Consider the following 20,418-nt stretch of genomic DNA (forward strand, 5'->3'; position numbering starts at 1 on the left):
GAAGACGCACCGCCGCCGATCTCCGTCGGCACATCCCGCCGACGGAACACTCCACAGACATGATGGCACGCCGACGGCGGCTGCGCATGAGTGATGATCGATCGAAACTGAAGGAAATCCGCGATTTGCGAAGCGCCAGGCGAGCTCAGTAGAGCCACAGCCAAAGATGGATGATGCTCCAGGCATAGATGCCGGCGACGATGTCGTCGAGCATGATGCCGAAGCCACCAGCGACGCGTCGGTCGATGGTGCGGATCGGCCACGGCTTGATCACATCGAATACGCGAAAGGCAATGAAGCCCCATAGCGCCGCCTCCCAGGAGAAGGGCACCGCGGCCATGGTGATCCAGTAACCGACGAATTCATCCCAAACGATGCCGGAATGATCATGCACGCCGAGGTCGCGGGAGGTACGGCCACAAAGCCAGATACCGACCGCCGTGGCGACCAGCACCACCAGCAGATAAAGCGAGAGCGGCAGCCAAGAGAGCAGCCAGAAGAAGGGAATTGCCGCCAGCGTGCCGAAGGTGCCCGGCGCAAAGGGAGCGGCGCCGCTGCCGAGCCCGAAGGCCAGGAAATGGATCGGGTTGCGCCAGATGCTGGCGGGCGCTCGATTCATGCCTGGTCCCCGTCACCATCGAAGTGGCGCCAGCCCCTCGCGGCCAGGGGCGCGCCTTGCCAGTTGCGAATCCCCAAAGCCTCGGTGGTTCTGCCGATCACCCTGAGTTCGCAGCCACAGCCGGCGAGGCGAGCGCGGGCGGTGGCGAGATAGTGTTCGGGCAGGGTGAACAAGAGCTCATAGTCGTCACCGCCATCGAGGGCAGCGGCGATCGCGCGTTCGTGCCCGAGCGCCGAGATCAGCCCCGGTGCCAGCGGCAGCCGAGTCAGGTCGATCTTCGCCCCCACCCCGGAAGCCCGGCAAAGGTGATCGAGATCGGCCAAGAGGCCGTCGGAGACATCGAGCGCGGCGCTCGCAAGCTCAGCGAGCGCGATTCCGGCTTCGATCCGGGGCTGCGGGCGCAGATAGGCCTGCAGCAGCGGGTCAAAGTCGAGCGCGCGACTGCCGCCGCGCCACGCCTCGAGCCCTCCCCGGGCGCCGCCGAGCGGGCCGCTCACCGCGATCAGCTGCTCCGCCTCGGCGCCATCGCGGCGCAGCACCGCGGAGGGACGCACTTCGCCATGCACGGTGACGGAAATCGAAAGATGCCCGCGGGTCAGGTCACCCCCCACCAGCCGAGTCCCACTGCGCGCAGCCAAAGCGTGGAAGCCGCGGCAGAATTCGCCGACCCAAGCCTCGTCTACCTCCGGCAGGCTCAGCGCGAGCAGACACCAGCGCGGCTGAGCGCCCATCGCGGCCAGATCGGAAAGGCTCACCGCCAATGCGCGATGACCGATCGCCTCGGCCGGCGCATCCGCGGGGAAGTGGACGTCGGCGATCGAGGTATCGACGCTCACCGCCAGCAGGTGATGAGGGCTTGGCACCAGGAGCGCGCAGTCGTCGCCCGCGCCTAGCTCGACACCAGCGAGGGCGTCGCGCGACTCCGGATAGCCGTCGGAGCGCAGGGCGCTACCCCGCTGGAGAGCGGCCAGGTGGCGCTTGATCAGATCGAACTCGCCGAGCATGGGCGTACCCGCTCAACGGCCGCGAGCTTTGACCTCGACGCTACGCAGCCGCGCCGCGAGCTTGTCGAGGATGCCGTTGACGTATTTGTGTCCGTCGGTCGCGCCAAAGGACTTGGCCAGTTCGACGCCCTCGTTGATCACCACGCGGTAGGGTACCTCGGGGCGCTCGGCGAGCTCGTATGCGCCCAGGCGAAGGATGGCGAGCTCGATCGGGTCGAGTTCGTCGATGCTGCGGTCGAGCAGCGGCGAGAGCGAGGCATCGAGCTGGCTACGAGCCGCAGCGACCCCGTGAAGCAGAGTGTGGAACAGCGCCAGATCGGCGATCGCCATGACCTTGACCCAGTTCTCGTGGTCGGGCATGTCGTCATCGGCGAGCTGACTACGAAACTCGGCTTCGATGGTCGAGATCGCTTTTTCGTTTTGCTGCAGCTGCGACTGGTAAAGCGCCTGGATGGTCAGCTCGCGCGCCGCGCGGCGTGCGAGCTGGGACTTGGATGGAGACTTGGACGACAGCTTGGGCGAAGGGCTGGACTGATTCACGAGGCCACCTCCTGCGCTTCGTCCAGCTGACGCAGCAGCGAAACCATCTCCATCGCCGCCATAGCTGCCTCGGCACCCTTGTTGCCCGCTTTGGTACCGGCGCGCTCGATCGCTTGATCAATCGAATTGACGGTCAGTACCCCGTTGGCGACCGGCGTGTCGAAATCCAGCTGCAGCCGGCTCATCGCCGAGTTGCACTGCCCGGCGATGTGCTCGAAATGCGGTGTGCCGCCGCGAATCACCGCGCCGAGGGCGATCACCGCATCGGGCGCGCGACGCGCCAGCACCCGCTTGACCGCGAGCGGCAGTTCCCAGGCTCCGGGAACGTGGACGATATCGATCTGGCGCTCATCGACGCCGTGGCGTACCAGACTATCGACCGCGCCTTCGACCAGCGAATCGACGACGTGATGGTTGAACCGGCCGACCACAATGACGTAATGGCCGTCGACATCGACGAATCGGCCTTCCACTTGAGCGATAGGATGCATGGTGTTCTCTGCCCGCGAGATGGGCGTTTCCGACAAGTAAATGGGAGCCGCGAAAGCAGCTCGAATCGAAATCCTAGGGTTGCCGCGGGCGCAGCGACTGCGCCGCGCCCGCGGCAACGCGGGAGGCTTATTCTACCGGCTGATGCGACTCAAAGGTATCGCCGCCGAGCTGCTCTATCACTTCGAGGCCGAAGCCCGACAGCGCCGAGAAGCGCCAGGGCGAGCTGAGCAGCCGCATCTTGCCGACGCCGAGCGCGCGCAGGATCTGCGCCCCGGTGCCGATCGACAGATAATTGCCGCTGCCGTCCGACGCTCGGTCGCGGGGCACCCGGCGGCGCCCGGTGAAGATCTCGAGCTGGTCTTTGAAGTCCAGGCGCGAGCATTCGTCGTCGAGCAGCACCATCACCCCACGCTCGGCACGAGCCAGCGCCTCGAGGGCCTCGAGCCCGGCCCAGCCGCGCGCGCCCTCGGTTTGCAACGCGAGCACGTCGCGCAGGGTGTCCGGCACATGGACACGAACGGTGGTGATCTCGTCGTGCGAGGGCTTGCCCTTGACCAGGGCGAGATGGTGGCGATCGATGATCCCATCGTGGAAGAGATGCAGGGTGAAATCACCGAAGGCGGTGGTCACCGGCTCTTCACCGACCTTTTCGACGGTGCGCTCGTGGAGAATACGGTACTGGATCAGCTCGGCGATGGTTCCGATCTTGATCCCGTGCTCCTCGGCGAAGCGCTCGAGATCGTCGCGCCGTGCCATGGTGCCATCTTCGTTCATCACCTCGCAGATCACCCCCGCGGGCTCGAAACCGGCAAGCGCGGCGAGGTCGCAGGCCGCCTCGGTATGCCCGGCACGCCGCAGCACACCGCCATCCTCACTGATCAGCGGGAACACGTGCCCAGGCTGGACGATGTCGGCTGGCACCGCGCCGCGCGCGGCGGCGACGCGTACCGTGCGGGCACGGTCGGCGGCGGAGATACCCGTAGAGATACCGCTTGCGGCTTCGATCGAGACGGTGAACTTGGTACCGAAGCCAGAGCCGTTGTCACGCACCATCAGATCGAGGCCCAGCTGCTTGGCCCGCCCCTTCGACAACGGCATGCAGATCAGGCCACGCGCGTGCCGGGCCATGAAATTGATGTGCTCGGCCTCGACGCATTCGGCGGCCATGATCACATCACCTTCGTTCTCGCGATCCTCGTCGTCCATCAGGATCACCATCTTGCCGCGCGCGATGTCCTCGACCAGCGCGGAGATCGGAGATAGAGCCATGCCCTTGAGCCATCCTTAATTGCTGATCCATGGTGCCCATCGCGAAGCGCGATCGACGAGCATCCTTGGACAGGAGATCAATCGTCGCCACTCACCGGGCGGGCGATGATACGCCAATCCTTGCCTATCGCGCGAATATCGTCGATGACCAGGCGCTGCTGCTCGTCCATCGCGGTCAGCTCTAGATCGAGCAGCGGCCGGGCGAAGCTGCCCATCAGCGTCGGGGCGACGAAGAGCACCAGTTCATCGACCAGCTGGGCCTTGAACATCGCCCCGGCAAGACTGGCGCCAGTCTCGACCAGCACCTCGTTGCACTGTTCGATGCGGGCCAAATGCTCGATCATCGCGACCAGATCGACCCTCGCGACACCGCTGCGCGCGGCGCTCTCTTCCTCTTGCTCGCTGAGCGGCTGCACCAGCACCTCGGCGCCCACCGCCTCGAGATTGGTGCGCTTGGGGTCATCCGAGCTGCGGGTGAAGATCAGGGTACGCCCCGCCTCCCTCAACATGCTCGCGGCCAGCGGCATGCGCAGGCGCGAATCGACCACCACGCGCAGCGGCTGGGCGACGATCTGCTCGGGGGCAAGCCCGGACTCTTCTTCACGCACGGTCAGCCGGCTGTCGTCCTGGACCAGGCTCTCGACCCCGCTGATCACCGCGCCGGAGCGTGCGCGCAGGCGCTGTACCTCGCGCCGCGCCTGATCGCCGGTGATCCATTGGGACTCGCCGCTGGCCATCGCCGAGCGACCGTCCAGGCTCATCGCCATTTTCAGCCGTACGTATGGCCGGCCCCTGCTCATCCGCGAGATGAAGCCGGGGTTGAGCCGCCGCGCTTGCGCCTCGCCGACCCCGATCGTCACCTCGATACCAGCCTCACGGCAGCGCGTGATCCCCCTTCCCGAGACCGCGGGATTGGGATCTTCCATCCCCACCACCAAGCGCGCCACGCCGGCCGCGATCAAAGCTTCGGCGCAGGGGCCGGTGCGCCCCTGGTGAGCGCAAGGCTCGAGGGTGACGTAGGCGGTGGCACCGCGGGCTCGCGAGCCTGCGTCCTCGAGCGCGAGGATCTCCGCGTGGGCTTCTCCCGCGCGGCGATGCCAGCCTTCGCCGACGATCTCCCCATCACGCACCAGCACGCAGCCGACCCGGGGGTTGGGCGCGGTGGTGTAGAGGCCTAGCTCGGCGAGCTGCAACGCCCGCGCCATGAAATGCTCGTCGGGATGACGCAAGCCGGCGCTGCGCATGGCGGCGGCGACGCCATCGATCTGCTGCTCTGCTTTATTCATCGCGGTTCGGACTCATCGCTGCGTGGAGTAGAGGAAGGTTCCCTGGTCAACCGATCGATCTCGGCGCGAAATTCGTCGACGTCCTCGAAACGGCGATAGACAGAAGCGAAGCGAATGTAGGCGACCTGGTCAAGCAGCTTCAACTCGCGCATCACCTCTTCACCGATCACCCGCGCCACCACTTCGCGTTCGCCGCGCGCGCGCAGGCGCTGGCGAATGTGCTCGAGCGACGCTTCGATGCGCTCGACGCTGACCGGGCGCTTCTCGAGCGCGCGCATCATGCCTGCGCGAAGCTTGGTCTGGTCGAAGCTCTCACGCGTGCCGTCACCCTTGACCACGCGGGGCATGATCAGCTCAGCGGTCTCATAGGTGGTGAAGCGCTCGCCACAGCCCAGACACTGGCGCCGCCGGCGGACCTGGTCGCCATCGGCGACCAGCCGCGAATCGCTTACCTTGGTCTCGTGCGCGCCGCAAAAGGGACAGTGCATACTACGCTAATCCATCATCTGCCAGTGGAAGTCGCCACCGCACGGGAGCCCGAGGGTATCGGGCGCCGCGGCTCGGCTGGCGACATTACCAACAGTAACACGTCATTCGCCGCCACCCCATCACCCTGGACCCACACCCACGCACTAGGGAATGAGGCGACGCTTGAGAAACTATTGATTAAGCTTGTCTTCAAATGAAAAACCGCCCTTACCCCTGTCCACACCTTCCTGAACGAGGACCCTTCGATGGATATCATCTCCTGGATCATTACCGGCGCCGTCATCGGCGCGCTCGCCAACCTGGCCATATCGTCCCGGTTCAGCATCGGCTATCTCGGCGCGATGGGCGTCGGTGCCCTCGGCGCGGTGATGGCCAGCTTCATCGCCTCGATCTTCGGCATCCTGCCGGAGCTCGAATTCAGCGTCACTGGCCTGGTGACCTCGGTGATCGGCAGTCTCGTCGCGCAGGTCGCGGTCGTCGCCTATCGCAAGGTCGCCCGGGTGTGACCCATTGCCTGTTGCGCGCGGCATGGGCCTTGCCAATGAGCTGAAAAAACCCGGCCCGCCGAATGGCGGCGGGCCGGGTTTCAGGTTTGGCTCTGTAACACCAGTCGGTCAATCGGTGGTGCTCTGAGCGCTGCGGCTCTTGAGCAGGCTGGCGATGGTGGTGATCACCAGGATGCTGATGATTACCGTGAGCGAAAGCCAGGTCGGGATGTCCGGGGCCCAGCCGACGTGCTCGCCGCCGTTGATGAATGGCAGGGTGTTCAAGTGCAGGGCGTGGAACATCAGCTTGACCCCGATGAAGGCGAGGATCAGTGCCAGCCCGAAGCCAAGGTAGACCAACCGGTCGAGCAGGCCGCCAAGCAGGAAGTAGAGCTGCAGCAGGCCGAGCAGTGCGAACGCGTTGGTGGTGAAGACGATGTAGGGTTCCTGGGTGAGCCCGTAGATCGCGGGAATCGAGTCGAGCGCGAATAGCAGGTCAGTGACCCCAAGGGCGATGATGACCAACATCATCGGGGTGAATACCCGCTTGCCGTTGAGTTTCGAGATCAGCTTGTTGCTGTCGAAGTCGTTACGCATCGGCAGGTGCCGCTGGGCATACTTGACCAGCGCATTGGGTTCGTACTCGCCCCCACCCTCGCTGTGGGAGAAGCTCTCGACGGCCAGCTTGAACGCGGTGTAGAGCAAAAACAGCCCGAAGATGTAGAACACCCAGCTGAACTGGTTGATCGCCGCGGCGCCGACCGCGATGAAGATGCCGCGCATGATCAACGCCATGACGATACCGATCAGCAGCGCCTTCTGCTGGAATTCACGCGGCACGCCGAACTTGGCCATGATGATCGCGAAGACGAACAAGTTGTCGACCGAGAGACTCTTCTCAGTGATGAAGCCTGCCAGGTACTCGACACCGTGCTGATGGCCCCAGACGTACCAGAGCCCCGCGCCGAACAGCAGCGCCAGGGTGACGTAGAAAGTCGACCACAGCGCGGACTCCTTGAAGCTCGGCGCATGGGGCTTACGAACGTGGGTAAGAAAATCGAAGACGAAGATGGCGGCGATCGCGGCGATGGTCGCGATCCACACCCAAAGGGGTACATGCATATGATTGCCTCCGGCAAACGGGATTAGCGCCTCCATCCCGAAAGGGATCGAGCGCGGGTTTACCGGAGGTCTCTTCCACGCGAACGCCCGAAGGCTTGCTCGCGCCGCCGCTCCCGGGGCCACTTTGGCCCGTGCTGACGAGAACGGCGCTGGTCGATGCTCGACCGGGGAATACTCCCCTCCTGACTGCGCGGCAAGTTTGGGCCATGGATAGGGGGAAAAGCAATCGATTTAAGCCATGGCGCCTGCCACTTTTCTCCACTTAGGTCTTATGCTTAGAGACACCGTACCCCGCGCACTGCATCCAGCCGGCTCCTCGGCCGGTGGTCTGGAACAAGTGCCGTAGTGGAACTCGAGCATGACCGCCGGGTACGGCTTGCGCGACCACAATGCCAATGATCGAGGACTCTTGGATGGCCCCAGCAGATGTCGAGGTATCCGCCCATTCCCTTGCCCCTCGGGTTGAGGCTCTTTCCGAACAGGAATTCATCGACCGCGCGCGGGCGGAGCTATACCTGATCTACGGTGGGGAGCGAACCGAAGCCATACTCCGGCGCCTGCTCCAGCAGCTCGGCCACTATCGCCAGGAGATCGCCACCCCGTCACGGGCGCTCTGGAGCGAGGCGACTCAGATCCTGATCTGCTACGGCGACAGCCTGATCGATGGCGAGGGCCACCGGACGCCGCTGCAGGCGCTCGACAACTTCCTCGACGGACAGATGCGCGACACCTTCAGCGCAGTGCACATCCTGCCCTTCTTCCCGTGGAGCTCGGACGACGGCTTTTCGGTGGTCCACTTCAGGGAGGTCAACTCGGACCTGGGCGACTGGGGCGACATCCATCGCATCACCAAGCATCACAACCTGATGGCCGACCTGGTGATCAACCACGTCTCGCGCGAGTCGCTGTGGTTCACCGACTTCCTCGCCGGCACCCAGCCCGGTCGCGACTACTTCATCGAACTGGACCCAGGCACCGACGTTTCGATGGTGACCCGGCCGCGCAACACGCCGCTGCTGGTGCCCGTCTACACCAGGCGTGGCAAGCGCTATGTCTGGGCGACCTTCTCCGACGACCAGATCGATCTGAACTACGCCAACCCGGACGTACTGCTCGAGATGCTCGGCGTGCTGCTGCACTACCTTGCCCAGGGCGTTAGGCTGGTGCGACTCGACGCCGTCGCCTTCCTGTGGAAGGAGCTCGGCACCCGCTGCATCCACCTGCCGCAGACCCACGCGGTGGTGCGCCTGATCCGCGCGATCATCGACCATGTCGCTCCCGGGGCGCTATTGATCACCGAAACCAACGTGCCCCACCTGGAAAACCTGAGCTACTTCGGCGACCGCAGTGGCGGAGACGGCGCCGAGGCGCACATGGTCTATCAGTTCACCCTGCCGCCGTTGCTGGTCCATACCCTGACTTCGGGAGACGCCGCGGCGCTCACCGAATGGGCGGCCACCCTGCCGGAACTGCCCAACGACTGCACCTACTTCAACTTCACTGCGAGCCATGACGGCATCGGCGTGCGCGCCCTCGAAGGACTGCTACCCGATCACGAGATCAAGCAGCTGCTCGACCTGATGCAGCGCTTCGGTGGCTATATCAGCATGAAGACCGACAGCGACGGGCGCGATTCACCCTACGAGATCAACATCACCTACTTCGATGCGATGAAAGGCACGCGCAAGGGCGAGGACCCCTGGCAGATCCTGCGTTTCCTCTGCAGCCAGACGATCATGATGGGACTACAGGGCATTCCTGGCGTCTACTTCCACAGCCTCACCGGCACCACCAACGACCACGAGAACGTCTCGCGCACCGGCAAACTGCGCGCGATCAACCGCAAGCATTGGCGTCGCGAGGAGCTCGACCACCTGATCGGCGCGATGACCCCGACCCGCTTCGTGTTCAAGGCGATGACCCAATTGCTCAACAAGCGCCGCCGCGAGCCCTGCTTCCATCCCAACGTAGCGCAGCGGGTGATCGATCTCGGCCCCGGGATCTTCGCCTTCCTGCGCGGACCGATGGCCGACGGCAGAAGATTGCTGGCGATCCATAGCGTCACCGACCAGCCCATCGAGCTACACCTGCCGCAGGCCTACCTTACCGATCGCTGGGAAGATCTACTCGGCCACTTCGACCCGCTGGCCGAAAAGCCCCTACTCAAGCCCTACTACAGCGCCTGGCTGGTCAGCCAGCCACGCTGAGCCCTTGACGAAAGCGCCCGCCAAGAACCGGCGGGCGCTTTTCGTCGACCAATCGGGCCTCAAACCTTGCCTTCGTTGTCCAGCTCCACCGCCTCGTACATCCGTTCGAGCAGGTCGGGAAAGGCTGACTGGATGCGATTCCAGCTCGGAATGAACGGCTTGTCCCGCGGCGTCTCGAGATAAGCGGCGCCCGCATCCATCACCATCTGGGCGAACAGCTCCACCGTGCGCTCTTCGCTGTGCCGGTCGAGTTCGAGCCCGTTCATCGTCGCATCGTGGTAGTAGTTCTCGATCATATCGAGCGCGGTGCGATAGTAGGTCGCCTTGAGGGTACGAAACGACTCGCTGGAGATCTGCACGCCGAGGGTGGCGAGCTTGCGATAGAGCGCCTTGGCGATATCGAGGCTCATGCGAGAGAGCCCCAGGGTATGGTCATCCTCGGAGAGCGGCTGATGCTTGTGGTCGTAGTTGTCGGCGATGTCGACCTGGCAAAGCCGCTTGATGCTGTAGTTGCGATGCACCTCTGAGAGCACCCCGATCTCGAGCCCCCAGTCGCTCGGAATGCGGATGTTGCTGAGCACGTCGCTGCGCATGGCGAATTCGCCCGAGAGCGGATAGCGGTAGCTGGCCAGATAGGTGAGATATTCCGAGGGCCCGTAGATCATCTGCAGCGAGCGCAGCAGCGGGGTGACCAAAAGCCGCCCTACCCGGCCATTGAGCCGACCGTCGGCGACCCGGGCGTAGAAACCCTTGCAGAACTCATAGTTGAACTGGGGGTGTGCGACCGGATAGAGCAGCCGCGCCAGCATGTCCCGGCTGTAGGTGACGATGTCGCAGTCGTGCAGCGCCACCGCCTCGGTGCGATGCGATGCAAGCGAATACCCCGAGCAGAACCAGACGTTGCGCCCCTTGCCGGGCTCCTCGGGAGACAGTCCCTCCGCCGCCAGCTCATCGTCGAGCGCCTTGAGCCTGGGCCCATCGTTCCAGAGGATGCGATGGCGCTGCGGCAGGCGGGAAAAGAAGTCGCGTGCATAGAGGAACTGGTCGCGATCGGCGCGATCGAGACCGATGATGATCTCGGTCAGGTAGGGCACCTTGGCCAGTTCGTCGACGATGTGGGTCAGTGCGGGGCCTTCGAGCTCAGAGAACAGCGAAGGAAGGATCAATCCCATCGGCCGCCGCCTGGAAAAGCGCTTCAACTCCTCTTCCAGCGCCTCGACCGGCCGCCCGCCGAGGTTGTGCAAGGTAGTGATCACGCCATCCTGGTGAAAATCGCTCATACGCCGCTCCTGTGCTCGTCGCCCTAGCGTAGGGCGCCGCCTTACGAAGATAGTTCGTTGTCATTGTGTTGCGATGATTGTCTTGCGATGACCGAGCACCACGCGCAGCTTCGATCCACGAGCAGCCAGGGACAAGAAGTGAGATCGGCCATCGCTGGCGAGGTTCCCGAGCGCAGGCTGGAATTGCCGGGATCACACCGTCCAGTCCTGCCCGAGCCAGTCCTCCCCGAGCCAATGGTCCATCCCCTCCCGCCAGCCCTTCGGCCCGCCCTCGTGGGTCAGGTAGACGCGTTCAGGCCGATCGAAACGGGCCTTAAGCGGCGCGCCTTCGGTGCGAATCAGCACCCCGCGGTCGGCCGCGGCCAGCATCGGCAGGTCATTGGCGCCATCCCCCAGCGCCAGGCTCGCAGTCCGGCCGCCGAAGCGCTGGCGATAGCGCTCGACCAGCCAAGCCAGCGCACGCCCCTTATCGACCCCCGCCGCCATCACGTGATGAAAGCGCCCACCGCGCGTGAGCACCAGCCCATGCTCGGCCAGCGCCGCCGCGAAGGCATCGAGCCGGCCCTCATCATCCAGCCAGCGCAGCGGCTCGGAGGCATCCCGACGCGACGCCCGCTCGGCATCCTCGAGCGCAAGCCCGGTCCATTGTGCGACCTTGGCCGCGTCGACATCGCCGAAACCCTCGAAGCGAAAACCATGCCGTTCGCGCAGCTGCACGAGTGTGGCACGGATCATCGACGCCCCTCCCCCCAGCTCGACCACCCCGGACTCTCCCTCGTTTCGCCATTCCGGGGGCAGGTGGATCGCCGCACCGTTCTCGACCACGAACGGCTGCCCTTCGAGTCCAAGCTCGACCACCAATCGACCGACCTCAGCCGCGGTCTTGCTGGTGTCGATCACTACCGGCACTCCCGCCAGCCGCAGCCGCGTGAGCCAATCGCCGGCGGGTGACCAATCGTAGCTGTGGTGATCGAGCAGCGAACCATCGAGGTCGGTGAAGACGAGCAGCTGGGATGATGAAGGCATCGCGGATCCTCGTTGGCAGAGCATCGCTCAGACGTCGGGGCCAAGGCGAACAGCGTCAGGGCCGCCGACGCTGCGCACCGGCGGCAGTGGGCCGATCTCGTCCATCGCTTGGACCAGGGCTCGTTCACTGAGCTTTTCCACTTCGCCCTCGGTGACTATCGTCGCGCTCATGGTCGACAGCGGAATCCAATGTCCATTGGCTCTACGATAGATACCGATCACCGGCCGATCAAAGGCCGAGGCGATGTGCACCACCGACGTATCCGGCGTGACCACCAGCGCTGCCCGCGCGATCAGCGCGGCGCTGTGGTGGATCGTGCGCGGCAGCGCCGGCAGGGTGACGAACTTAAGGCGCTGCGCCAGCGCGGCGGCCTTGGCTTCGCCGGAGGGGCTGCAAATGACCAGGATGGGCAGGCCATAGCGCTGCTCCAGGCACTGCGCGACCATCTCCCCTCTTTCCAGCGAGAGCCATTTGTCCGGCGTGCTGCCATCGAGATTGAGCACGATGAATTCACCGCGGCCATCGAGCCAAGCGTCGACCTCCTCCTCTACCCCAGGCGGCAGCGGCAGCTCGAACTTTCCCTCAACCTCGGCGATACCGGCATCCTGCATCAGCGCCGCCCAGCACCACGGCACCGGCAGGTCGCGCTCGAAATACATCTGAACCGCTCGCGCGCTGAAGGGTGCATAGCACTTCATCCTCGAGCCGCTGAGCTGCAGGTTCATTCTTGCGCGCAGTGCGCCGACGAAGCGGATCGACCCCGAGTTGTCCCGCGAGGTCGCCTCGATGCAAAGATCCACACGCCCGAGCTCGGCACGCAGTTCGCGGCCGAGGCGGACGATGGCGCGATAGGCGCGCTCGTGGGGAACCGTCACCACCTCGACGCCGTGCAGCGGCTCGAACACCATCGCATTGGCGGGAGACGCAACGATGATCAACCGTGCGACCGAGCGCTCGAGCAGCGCACGAATCGCAGGGAAGACCGCCATGCCGTCACCGATCCCCTTGGGAATGTAGACCACAGCGCTTTCGATCCCATCGAGCGTGAAGGGATCCGGGCGAAAATCGTTTCTCGCCTCCAACAGCATCTTGCCGATGCGACGATCCAACCCCTTGAGGCTCATGTTCGCGACTGCTCCTCAGCGCTGGCATCGATATCGTCCAGCGCGGCGATGAGTTCAGCAGCGCTGAGCGCGTTGACGTCACCCGGCTTGACCACTACCGACTGGCGTGTCGACTGCGGCAGCCACAGTCCCAGCTGCTTGGAATAGAACGCGACCACGGGGCGATCGTAGGCGCTGGCGACATGCACCACCGAGGTATCGGGACTGACCAGCAGCTCGGCGCCCTTGACGATCGCACCGCTGTGATGGATAGAGCGCGGCAGTTCAGGCAGCGTGGCGGTGGGGAATCGCGCGGCCAATGCCGCGGCCTTGGCCTCCCCGGCGGGAGAAGCGATCAGCACCACCGGCAAGCTATAGCGCTCGATCAGGATCTGGCAGATCTCGCCTCCCTTTTCGAGGGTCAGCTTGCGCTCATCGTCGCCACCGTCGAGGTTGAGCGCGATGTAGCGCCCGAGCGGCTCCAGCGCCTGGCTTACCTGGCGCTCGATTTCCAATGGGATCGGCAGCTCGAAACGTCCGGCCATCTCGCCCACGCCCGCGTCGCTCATCAGCGCCGCCCAGCAGCGCGGCACCGACTCTTCGCTTGCGTACATGGCAAGCGCGCGATCGCTGACCTTGGGCAGATAGCACTTCATCTTGGATCCGCTGAACTGCAGATTCATCCGCGCCTTCAGGGTGCCAACGAAATAGACCGCGCTGGAAGCATCGCGCAGGGTCGCCTCGACACACAGGTCGATGCGCCCGTGATCGGCGTTGATCGAGCGCGCCATCTGCTTGACCTCGCGATAGGCGCGGTCGTGGGGAATACTCCTGACCTCGACCCCTTCATCGCGCAAAGGGGAGAACACCGCCTCGGCGTGCCGCGATGCCACCACGATGATCTTCTCCACCCCGCGCTGCTGCAGCGCCCGGATGGCGGGAAAAGTCGCCATGCTGTCACCGAGCGCCTTGGGCACATAGACGACGGCGCTTTTCACCGCGTCCATCGGCATGGGGGCCGGCGTGTAGTCGTGCCGCCAAGAGATGAAGCGACGTCCCAGCTCACGTTCGATTCTGCGTCTGCTCATGCGATGCTTCGCCATCGTCCAGCCAGTCAAAGGGCGCAGAATAGCATACCCGCGAAGGTGCCAGAGCGCGCCGTCGCCCCGGTTGACAGCGCCACGCGCAGCGACGAGCATGAGCCTCCTTCACACCGTCTGGTCAGGTAATCTTCGAAACATGGGACTGCGTCGCTTCAATCTGGCCGGCCGTCGGCGCTGGTACCTGGCCCGCAACGTCGGCGGTATGCAGATTGCCCAGGAGCTGTCCCAGACCCCATGGATGCAGCACCTGGAGCGCGTCAGCAGCAGCCATTTCTACCTGGAGCCGGTCTCCAACAGCCTGTTCAAGATCTCCCGTGACAAGTACTCGCCGCGCGCCCATTTCTGGCGCTGGCTGTCCAGGGACATCATCTCCCAGCGTCTGGCCGGCGGCCTCGATGCGCTGAAGGAGTATCTCAGCAACCGCACCCTCGCCCGCCTGGGGCAACGCACCATCGATGTACGCCTGTACGGCGTCGCGCTGAACCCCTTCAACCCGCTGGGCTCGCTGTATGCGATGGAGTTTCTGGCTGACTGCAGCACGGGCAGGGAATACTTCGAACGGCTCGACGAGACGGCCCGCATCGCCTTCATGGCCAGGTTCTGCGATCTGGTGATCGAACTCGCCGAAGCGGGGTTCTATCATCGTGACCTGCACCTGACCAACATCATGGTCGACGAGGCCGAAAACATCATCTGGATAGATACGCACATCAAACGGCTGCCCAAAGCGGCCGCCGAGCGGACGAAGATCCTCGATAAGACGCTGATCCCTTACAACTTCTACAACGAGAAATACATGGAAATGGCGCGGCGGCAGCTGATACCGCACTTCAGTTGACTCAGCCGACCGGATCAGGCGGATTGAAAGACGCATGGATCGGCCATGCAAAACCCGTATATGGAGTCCTCTCCGCTCGTCCCGCGCGGCGTTCCTGCACACCAAGGCGACGGTTGACGCAACGGTCGGGAACGCCAGCAGAGGGACCCAGCGCAGGCGCCAAGCCCGAGGTTCGAGACACTCCCAAGCACCCTGAGAAAGAAACGCTTATTGTGATGAGCGAGGGGAAAGCGCTTTGGAGAACATCCCCCGGGAGATGATCGACACGGCCTTGTTGAAATTTCCCGTTCTCATTGCAAGCCATAGCAGCGCCCGTACTTCCTGGCCTGATACTTCCCGCCCGAACCGTCGTCTCTGCCTGAAGTACTTGTAGGTGCGCTTAAATCGAACCTGGCGCTGCAAGCGACTGGACACCTGCGCCAGCAGCACGTCCTGCTCCGAGCACCAGCGTGCGTAAATACGCTCGTCGTCGGCGGCCTCCCGGGGCTTGGTCGAAAGGCGTGCCAGAGCATGTTCACGGTGCTTGAACAGCGGCGCCGCAAGCGTGCTCAGCCGACCTCCCGCCGCGAGCGCGCGCATCACCAGGATCGTGTCCTCACGATACGATAGGTCCTCGGGGAATCCTCTGGTGCGGGCGAACAGCTGCCTGTCGATGACCTGAGTGCTGGCCTGGGTGAAGCTCTTGGTGGAGAGGAACGCCTCGATCGAGGCGATGGACGGCTGCCGCTCGACTCGTATGGCTTTCAGATGCTCATCCGTCAGCGTATAGGAGCAGAGGGAAATCGAGCTCTGTGTGCTGCGCAGGTCTTCGACCTGCAACCGCAGCTTGTCCCGCTCGAACACATCATCATCATCGAGAAAGGCCAGCCACTCTCCCTTTGCCGCCAGGGCACCCCGATTCCGGGCAGCGGCGACGCCGCCGTTGGCCTCGTTGACCAAGTAGACTACGCCGTCGTACTCAGGCCCGGCGAGCAGCGCCTGTATCTCCTGCTGGGCCTCGCTGCCGCGCCCATTGTCGTCGACGACGACGATCTCGAGCTTGGGGTAGGTCTGCGCAAGCACGCTGCGCAGCGCGTCTTCGATGTAGCGTGCGCGCCCATGGGTAGGAATGATCACACTGACCAAGGGCCATTCATTCATCGGACTTTTTTGCATCGCTAAACGTTGCCCCCTGAGCCTGGCGAACGAGACTCACGTTGGCGACGCTCGGTACCGAAAGCGACACACAGCGGAATCGCGAGTGCGAGACAGAGTACGATCTTATTCGAGTTGAACAACGGCTCGTTCACGCCAAAGATGAGCATCGCGACCACCAATGGACCGAACATCGGATCGACCACCTTCGCTTTCCACGCCGTGCCGATCAGCGTGGCATAGAGCCAAAGGATTGCTATCAGACCGAAGACTCCCTGGAGCGACACCGCTTCGATCAGCTCGTTGTGCAAATGGTGGGCAGCGGCCGTCGTGATCTGAATGATCAATCCGTCCTGGCCTGGCAGTCGTGCGGAAATGTAATCGTGAACGACCTGGTAACGAGCCTCCGAGGTATACCCCCATGGGTGATGAAGAAATGAGTACCAGCCCGCTTCCCACATCACGAACCGACCGCCCATCGAGCCGGAGGGATTGTCCTGCCAGTAATTCATCAGGTCATGGTAGAGATCCGCGAAGCGATCATAGAAGCCGATCAGCACACCAAGGAAGATCGATAAAGACATCAGTGAAAGACCAATGAGCTCCCCTTTCCTGCACTGCCTTCCGCCCCTGGAATAGCTCCATACGGCAACCAGCAGGAACATCAGGAAGATGATGAGCGCTCCCCTCGTGCTGGTCAGTACCACCAGGGTAGCGCCGATGGCGAGCGCAAAAACGGCGCAGCCCAACCGCCTGCTTTTCGTCAGCCAGCTCGAGAACGCCATTACAGCGACCATGGTCATGATCGTGAATACGAAACCGGCAGGGACCGGATGGCGAATCTTGAGCGCTACCCGGTAACCGGTCTCATAATACTCCTTGAATGCCGCCACTAATGTCAGCGCGAGCACCAGAAGCATGAATGAAACGATATACTTCTTTGCCGCCGGAATGACGCCGCCATAGTGATTGGCAAAATAAAAACATAATACGGATGAAGCCGACCAATATAAGATCGTCTCCTTGGCGTATTCGCTCATCCACGCGAACCGGCCCTGTCCACCCAGGGTAAGAAACCAATAGGCCTGAGCGATGATCATGACCAGCATCGCGACGATCAAAGGCATGGCCCTCAGCGACACCAGCCCGTCCCAACGCCCGGTTTTCCCTCTGCTGCGGATGACGCAAACGACCAAGGCAATGACAGCAGAGGCACTCAGGAGGTGAAATGAAAAGTCACGATCAAAAGGCATCGCATAGAATGCCAACAGCACGAGTGCGACAAGGAAAGTATCCGGCGCGGACGTTCGCTGGACTGCGTTCGTCCTAGTCGTTGGTGAGGACATCTAGACTCAACCCTTTATCATTCAAAAAAAGAATCCTCCCCGCGTGTCGGGGGAAGATTCCTGGCCGGCTGACGGGACGCATCGGATGAAAAGCTTCGACGCCGTCCCTCCGCTGGGCTCCCCATCGAACGAGCTATTCCATTTTCCCGTCGAGGGCGACGGCGGGCTCAAGCAGCGATGCCCTGCGTGACTGCCGACCAAGGTCTCGCAGGATGGAAACATCCACGGACCCTGAATATCAGCGACCTGCAGCCAGGCCTCGAACGGGAAATCCACAGAGTCTCGATCAAAACGAAGGGGGAGTACCCTCACCAGTCACCGAGCCGTGGTCGAAAGCCGTGAGTATCTGGTGCGGGACACTTCCCTCTCAGTAAGCGTTCTTATCGGCAAAACCCCTGAAAATCGTGAGGAAAATTATCTTCAGGTCGAGCCAGACCGACCAGTTCTCAATATACCAGAGGTCGAATTCGATTCTCTTTTCCAAACTGGTATCGCCACGCCAGCCGTTGATCTGCGCCCAACCGGTAATGCCTGCCTTGACCAGATGCTTTTGCATGTAGCCTGGGATTTCATGCTGGAATTGACGCACGAACACGGTGCGTTCGGGTCTCGGCCCCACGATCGACATATCGCCTCTGAGCACGTTGATGAACTGCGGCAGCTCATCGAGACTGGTCTTGCGGATGAAGGCCCCGAACCGGGTCGTCGCCTTGCTCCTGGCACCGCCCCACTGAACGCCGTTGCTCTCTGACTCGACCGCCATCGAGCGGAACTTGAGCATCTGGAACGGTCGGCCGTTCCAGCTCACCCGCTCCTGGCGATAGAAGATCGGGCCCGGCGAGCTGAGCTTCACGCCGATGGCGAGCACCGCGAGCAGAGGAGAAACGGTCAGCAGGATGCTGCAGGATAGCGCCACGTCGAGACTGCGCTTCTTGAACCGGCTCCAACCGGTCATCGGCGAACAGCTCACGTTGATCAGGTACATTCCGGCGATGGTCGAGGCACTGTGGTTGATCAGCCGCAGGTCCGACATGTTGGGCATCAGCCGGATGTTGGCCGCCACGGTATCGAGCGAGTTGATGATACGATGCGCGTCCCTGCCGCGGGAAAGAGGCAGACACACCCATACTTCGTCCTCGACCACGGTCAGGCGCTTGCCGAATTCGTAGTTGTCCACCACGCCGCTGTACTTCTTGAGCCGACTCTTGAGCCCGTAGTCGATCACCAGTACCCGCGCGATGTCGAAGCTACGCGTCTTGTCTCGACGCAGCGCATAGAAGGCCGTTCGGCAGGACGCCGCATCCCCGATCAGCAGCACCCTGCGACGATTGCGCCCACGGCTGCGGAAGCGATAGATGATGGGATAGGCGATGATCCTGACCACGAAGGAGAGCACCACGCCGATGCCCAGCCAGCTCGCCATCCACAGCCTGGAGAAATCGAACAGCTGGAAGGCGAACATCACCACTACGATGGCCACGCACCAAAGGGAATAGGCGCCCACCAGCCGCGCCGCAAGATAGGCACGCCGGCGACCACGCCAGGACTGATAGAGGCCACACAAGGGAAACAGCCAGAGCTGAAGCAGGCCGCCCACCAGGATCGCCCAGTGGTAGCGCTCGAATTCGATCGACCAGCTACCGAAGCGCAGCGCGTAGGCCATCCAGCCCGCCGCCAGAACCGCGGCAAAATCAGCCCCGCGGGCCATCAGGGAGGTCAGCCAGTCATGGCTGCGAGGGGTAAAGCGTTCATCGAAAACCGACATTATGACACCAGAGTCCTTTCCACCACCGCATGTCCCGATCGTACAACGATGCGTCGACGTTCATGGGGGCGGAGAGGATATCACCCTTCTACCCTGGAAATGCGCCCGGCTCCGACGCCTCGCGGGGACGCATGCATCGTTGCTAGAAGCCTCGCTGCCGACGAAACTCAGACCAGCGCTCATCGACGAAGTTCTTGAACCGTTCGTCGAACCGCTGCCTGGAGAACCGCTCGGCGTGGCTTCGAATGAGGGCGGGTGAACGTTTCACCCCTTCGCGCTCGAATCGCTCGACCGCGGCGACGATGCCGGCACAGCTCTGCTCGTAAAAGTGAATCCCGGTCTCGCCATCCACCACCGTCTCCAGCGCGCCGCCGCGACCGTAGGCAATGACCGGCGTGCCGCACGCCTGGGCCTCGATCGGCATGATGCCGAAATCTTCCTCCGCGGCGAAAACGAACGCTTTGGCCTGCTCCATGTAGTGCTTGAGCTCAGCGAAGGGCTGATAGCCAAGATAAGTGATGTTGGGGGTCAGCATCTGTTTGATCTGCCCCATCTGCTCGCCATGGCCGATCACCACCAGACGCTTGTCCGGCATTTTGGTGAACGCCTCGACGATCAGCGCGACGCGCTTGTAGGGCACGAGTCTGGAGGCCGCCAGATAGAAGTCGTCTTTCTCCTCGACCAGGGAAAAGTCGTCCACCGCCACGTTCGGGTAGATGACCTCGGCATCCCGGCGATAGACCTTGTTGATCCTTCTCGCGATATAGCGGGAGTTGGCGACGAAGAAGTCGACGCCATTGGCGGTGCGGACGTCCCACAGACGCAGCCGGTGGAGCAGATAGCGCGCAACGATGCCCTTGATCCCCTTCCCCATCCCGGATTCGGCCAGATACTGGTGCTGGAAGTCCCAAGCGTAGCGGATCGGCGTATGGCAGTAGCAGACGTGCAGCTGGTCTGGCCCGGTCAGCACGCCCTTGGCAACCGCGTGGGAGCTGGAAATGATCACGTCATAGGCGGCAAGATCGAACTGCTCGACCGCATAGGGCATCAGCGGCAGATACTTCTGATAATGGGTTTTCGCTTTAGGCAGCCTCGAGATGAAAGACTGCCTCACCTCGTGCTCGACGAAGCGGGTTTGCGAAAAAGCATCAGGATCATAGACGCAGGTATACACGTCAGCCTCGGGGAAAAGACCCAGGATGGCCTCTTCGACCTTCTCGGAACCGGCATAGGAGATCAGCCAGTCCGTCACCAGTGCAATTTTCACTTAGAGACAGCCCCTTCCCTTCGAGTTCATATCTTCATCCAT

Annotated in this window: 19 protein-coding genes; 3 read left to right on the forward strand and 16 right to left on the reverse strand. The window is 63.0% G+C overall.

Annotated features, from left to right (window positions below; all coding sequences use genetic code 11):
- Window positions 1-145: 145 nt before the first annotated feature.
- The 7 genes from A5892_RS16810 to nrdR form a co-directional block, all read right to left on the reverse strand.
- Entirely contained in the window at window positions 146-619 is a 474-nt protein-coding gene (locus tag A5892_RS16810) for a phosphatidylglycerophosphatase A family protein (protein ID WP_064123771.1), read from the reverse strand.
- Entirely contained in the window at window positions 616-1,623 is a 1,008-nt protein-coding gene (thiL, locus tag A5892_RS16815; RefSeq protein WP_064123772.1) for a thiamine-phosphate kinase, read from the reverse strand. Before thiL ends, A5892_RS16810 begins: the two co-directional genes overlap by 4 nt.
- Before the next feature lie 12 nt (window positions 1,624-1,635).
- Window positions 1,636-2,136, reverse strand: coding sequence for a transcription antitermination factor NusB (gene nusB / locus A5892_RS16820; RefSeq protein ID WP_064124573.1), 501 nt, complete (start codon window positions 2,134-2,136; stop codon window positions 1,636-1,638).
- A 23-nt stretch (window positions 2,137-2,159) separates the two neighbouring features.
- Complete coding sequence (ribH, locus tag A5892_RS16825; protein ID WP_064123773.1) at window positions 2,160-2,654, reverse strand: 6,7-dimethyl-8-ribityllumazine synthase; 495 nt, start codon at window positions 2,652-2,654, stop codon at window positions 2,160-2,162.
- Window positions 2,655-2,781: 127 nt separating this feature from the next.
- Entirely contained in the window at window positions 2,782-3,924 is a 1,143-nt protein-coding gene (ribBA, locus tag A5892_RS16830; protein WP_064123774.1) for a bifunctional 3,4-dihydroxy-2-butanone-4-phosphate synthase/GTP cyclohydrolase II, read from the reverse strand.
- Between the two features lie 77 nt (window positions 3,925-4,001).
- The gene (gene ribD, locus A5892_RS16835; RefSeq protein ID WP_064124574.1) at window positions 4,002-5,168 is read right to left on the reverse strand and encodes a bifunctional diaminohydroxyphosphoribosylaminopyrimidine deaminase/5-amino-6-(5-phosphoribosylamino)uracil reductase RibD; all 1,167 of its coding nucleotides are present in this window, start codon (window positions 5,166-5,168) and stop codon (window positions 4,002-4,004) included.
- A 38-nt stretch (window positions 5,169-5,206) separates the two neighbouring features.
- The gene (gene nrdR, locus A5892_RS16840; RefSeq protein ID WP_064123775.1) at window positions 5,207-5,698 is read right to left on the reverse strand and encodes a transcriptional regulator NrdR; all 492 of its coding nucleotides are present in this window, start codon (window positions 5,696-5,698) and stop codon (window positions 5,207-5,209) included.
- 246 nt (window positions 5,699-5,944) lie between these two features.
- Here nrdR and A5892_RS16845 point away from each other — a divergent pair, with 246 nt between their 5' ends.
- A complete protein-coding gene (locus A5892_RS16845) occupies window positions 5,945-6,205 on the forward strand; it encodes a GlsB/YeaQ/YmgE family stress response membrane protein (RefSeq protein ID WP_064123776.1) in 261 nt (86 codons plus the stop codon).
- 108 nt (window positions 6,206-6,313) lie between these two features.
- On the opposite strand, the gene A5892_RS16850 is transcribed toward A5892_RS16845, so the two are convergent.
- Window positions 6,314-7,306 (reverse strand): TerC/Alx family metal homeostasis membrane protein, encoded by a 993-nt coding sequence (locus A5892_RS16850; RefSeq protein WP_064123777.1) that lies wholly within the window; start codon window positions 7,304-7,306, stop codon window positions 6,314-6,316.
- 413 nt (window positions 7,307-7,719) lie between these two features.
- Between A5892_RS16850 and A5892_RS16855 the strand changes: the two genes are divergently transcribed.
- Entirely contained in the window at window positions 7,720-9,513 is a 1,794-nt protein-coding gene (locus tag A5892_RS16855) for a sugar phosphorylase (RefSeq protein ID WP_064123778.1), read from the forward strand.
- A 59-nt stretch (window positions 9,514-9,572) separates the two neighbouring features.
- Here the strand turns inward: A5892_RS16855 and A5892_RS16860 are convergent, their stop codons facing one another.
- The 4 genes from A5892_RS16860 to A5892_RS16875 all read right to left on the reverse strand — a co-directional run bounded on the left by A5892_RS16860 (window position 9,573) and on the right by A5892_RS16875 (window position 14,011).
- A complete protein-coding gene (locus A5892_RS16860) occupies window positions 9,573-10,793 on the reverse strand; it encodes a hypothetical protein (RefSeq protein ID WP_064123779.1) in 1,221 nt (406 codons plus the stop codon).
- Between the two features lie 192 nt (window positions 10,794-10,985).
- Window positions 10,986-11,819, reverse strand: a complete 834-nt coding sequence (locus A5892_RS16865; protein WP_064123780.1) for an HAD-IIB family hydrolase — start codon at window positions 11,817-11,819, stop codon at window positions 10,986-10,988.
- 27 nt (window positions 11,820-11,846) lie between these two features.
- Window positions 11,847-12,944 carry a glycosyltransferase family 9 protein gene (locus A5892_RS16870; protein ID WP_064123781.1) on the reverse strand — a complete coding sequence of 366 codons (1,098 nt, stop codon included), beginning with the start codon at window positions 12,942-12,944 and terminating at the stop codon, window positions 11,847-11,849.
- Entirely contained in the window at window positions 12,941-14,011 is a 1,071-nt protein-coding gene (locus tag A5892_RS16875) for a glycosyltransferase family 9 protein (protein ID WP_190295629.1), read from the reverse strand. Before A5892_RS16875 ends, A5892_RS16870 begins: the two co-directional genes overlap by 4 nt.
- Before the next feature lie 151 nt (window positions 14,012-14,162).
- Here A5892_RS16875 and A5892_RS16880 point away from each other — a divergent pair, with 151 nt between their 5' ends.
- Window positions 14,163-14,864: a hypothetical protein gene (locus A5892_RS16880; RefSeq protein ID WP_064123783.1), complete on the forward strand. Its 702-nt coding sequence runs from the start codon at window positions 14,163-14,165 to the stop codon at window positions 14,862-14,864.
- Window positions 14,865-15,071: 207 nt separating this feature from the next.
- Here the strand turns inward: A5892_RS16880 and A5892_RS16885 are convergent, their stop codons facing one another.
- The 4 genes from A5892_RS16885 to A5892_RS16900 all read right to left on the reverse strand — a co-directional run bounded on the left by A5892_RS16885 (window position 15,072) and on the right by A5892_RS16900 (window position 20,376).
- Complete coding sequence (locus tag A5892_RS16885; RefSeq protein ID WP_064123784.1) at window positions 15,072-16,004, reverse strand: glycosyltransferase family 2 protein; 933 nt, start codon at window positions 16,002-16,004, stop codon at window positions 15,072-15,074.
- Between the two features lie 17 nt (window positions 16,005-16,021).
- Entirely contained in the window at window positions 16,022-17,344 is a 1,323-nt protein-coding gene (locus A5892_RS16890) for an O-antigen ligase family protein (RefSeq protein ID WP_064123785.1), read from the reverse strand.
- A gap of 367 nt (window positions 17,345-17,711) precedes the next feature.
- The gene (locus A5892_RS16895; RefSeq protein WP_064123786.1) at window positions 17,712-19,109 is read right to left on the reverse strand and encodes an undecaprenyl-phosphate glucose phosphotransferase; all 1,398 of its coding nucleotides are present in this window, start codon (window positions 19,107-19,109) and stop codon (window positions 17,712-17,714) included.
- Between the two features lie 142 nt (window positions 19,110-19,251).
- A complete protein-coding gene (locus A5892_RS16900; RefSeq protein WP_064123787.1) occupies window positions 19,252-20,376 on the reverse strand; it encodes a glycosyltransferase family 4 protein in 1,125 nt (374 codons plus the stop codon).
- Between the last annotated feature and the right edge of the window lie 42 nt (window positions 20,377-20,418).

It is taken from the genome of Halotalea alkalilenta, assembly GCF_001648175.1.
Classification (GTDB): domain Bacteria; phylum Pseudomonadota; class Gammaproteobacteria; order Pseudomonadales; family Halomonadaceae; genus Halotalea; species Halotalea alkalilenta_A.

Coding starts and splice junctions, on each gene's coding strand:
- A5892_RS16810 (WP_064123771.1), bottom strand. CDS start 619: ATGAATCGAGCGCCCGCCAGCATCTGGCGCAACCCGATCCATTTCCTG.
- thiL (WP_064123772.1), bottom strand. CDS start 1,623: ATGCTCGGCGAGTTCGATCTGATCAAGCGCCACCTGGCCGCTCTCCAG.
- ribH (WP_064123773.1), bottom strand. CDS start 2,654: ATGCATCCTATCGCTCAAGTGGAAGGCCGATTCGTCGATGTCGACGGC.
- ribBA (WP_064123774.1), bottom strand. CDS start 3,924: ATGGCTCTATCTCCGATCTCCGCGCTGGTCGAGGACATCGCGCGCGGC.
- ribD (WP_064124574.1), bottom strand. CDS start 5,168: ATGCGCAGCGCCGGCTTGCGTCATCCCGACGAGCATTTCATGGCGCGG.
- nrdR (WP_064123775.1), bottom strand. CDS start 5,698: ATGCACTGTCCCTTTTGCGGCGCGCACGAGACCAAGGTAAGCGATTCG.
- A5892_RS16845 (WP_064123776.1), top strand. CDS start 5,945: ATGGATATCATCTCCTGGATCATTACCGGCGCCGTCATCGGCGCGCTC.
- A5892_RS16850 (WP_064123777.1), bottom strand. CDS start 7,306: ATGCATGTACCCCTTTGGGTGTGGATCGCGACCATCGCCGCGATCGCC.
- A5892_RS16855 (WP_064123778.1), top strand. CDS start 7,720: ATGGCCCCAGCAGATGTCGAGGTATCCGCCCATTCCCTTGCCCCTCGG.
- A5892_RS16860 (WP_064123779.1), bottom strand. CDS start 10,793: ATGAGCGATTTTCACCAGGATGGCGTGATCACTACCTTGCACAACCTC.
- A5892_RS16865 (WP_064123780.1), bottom strand. CDS start 11,819: ATGCCTTCATCATCCCAGCTGCTCGTCTTCACCGACCTCGATGGTTCG.
- A5892_RS16870 (WP_064123781.1), bottom strand. CDS start 12,944: ATGAGCCTCAAGGGGTTGGATCGTCGCATCGGCAAGATGCTGTTGGAG.
- A5892_RS16875 (WP_190295629.1), bottom strand. CDS start 14,011: ATGAGCAGACGCAGAATCGAACGTGAGCTGGGACGTCGCTTCATCTCT.
- A5892_RS16880 (WP_064123783.1), top strand. CDS start 14,163: ATGGGACTGCGTCGCTTCAATCTGGCCGGCCGTCGGCGCTGGTACCTG.
- A5892_RS16885 (WP_064123784.1), bottom strand. CDS start 16,004: ATGAATGAATGGCCCTTGGTCAGTGTGATCATTCCTACCCATGGGCGC.
- A5892_RS16890 (WP_064123785.1), bottom strand. CDS start 17,344: ATGTCCTCACCAACGACTAGGACGAACGCAGTCCAGCGAACGTCCGCG.
- A5892_RS16895 (WP_064123786.1), bottom strand. CDS start 19,109: ATGTCGGTTTTCGATGAACGCTTTACCCCTCGCAGCCATGACTGGCTG.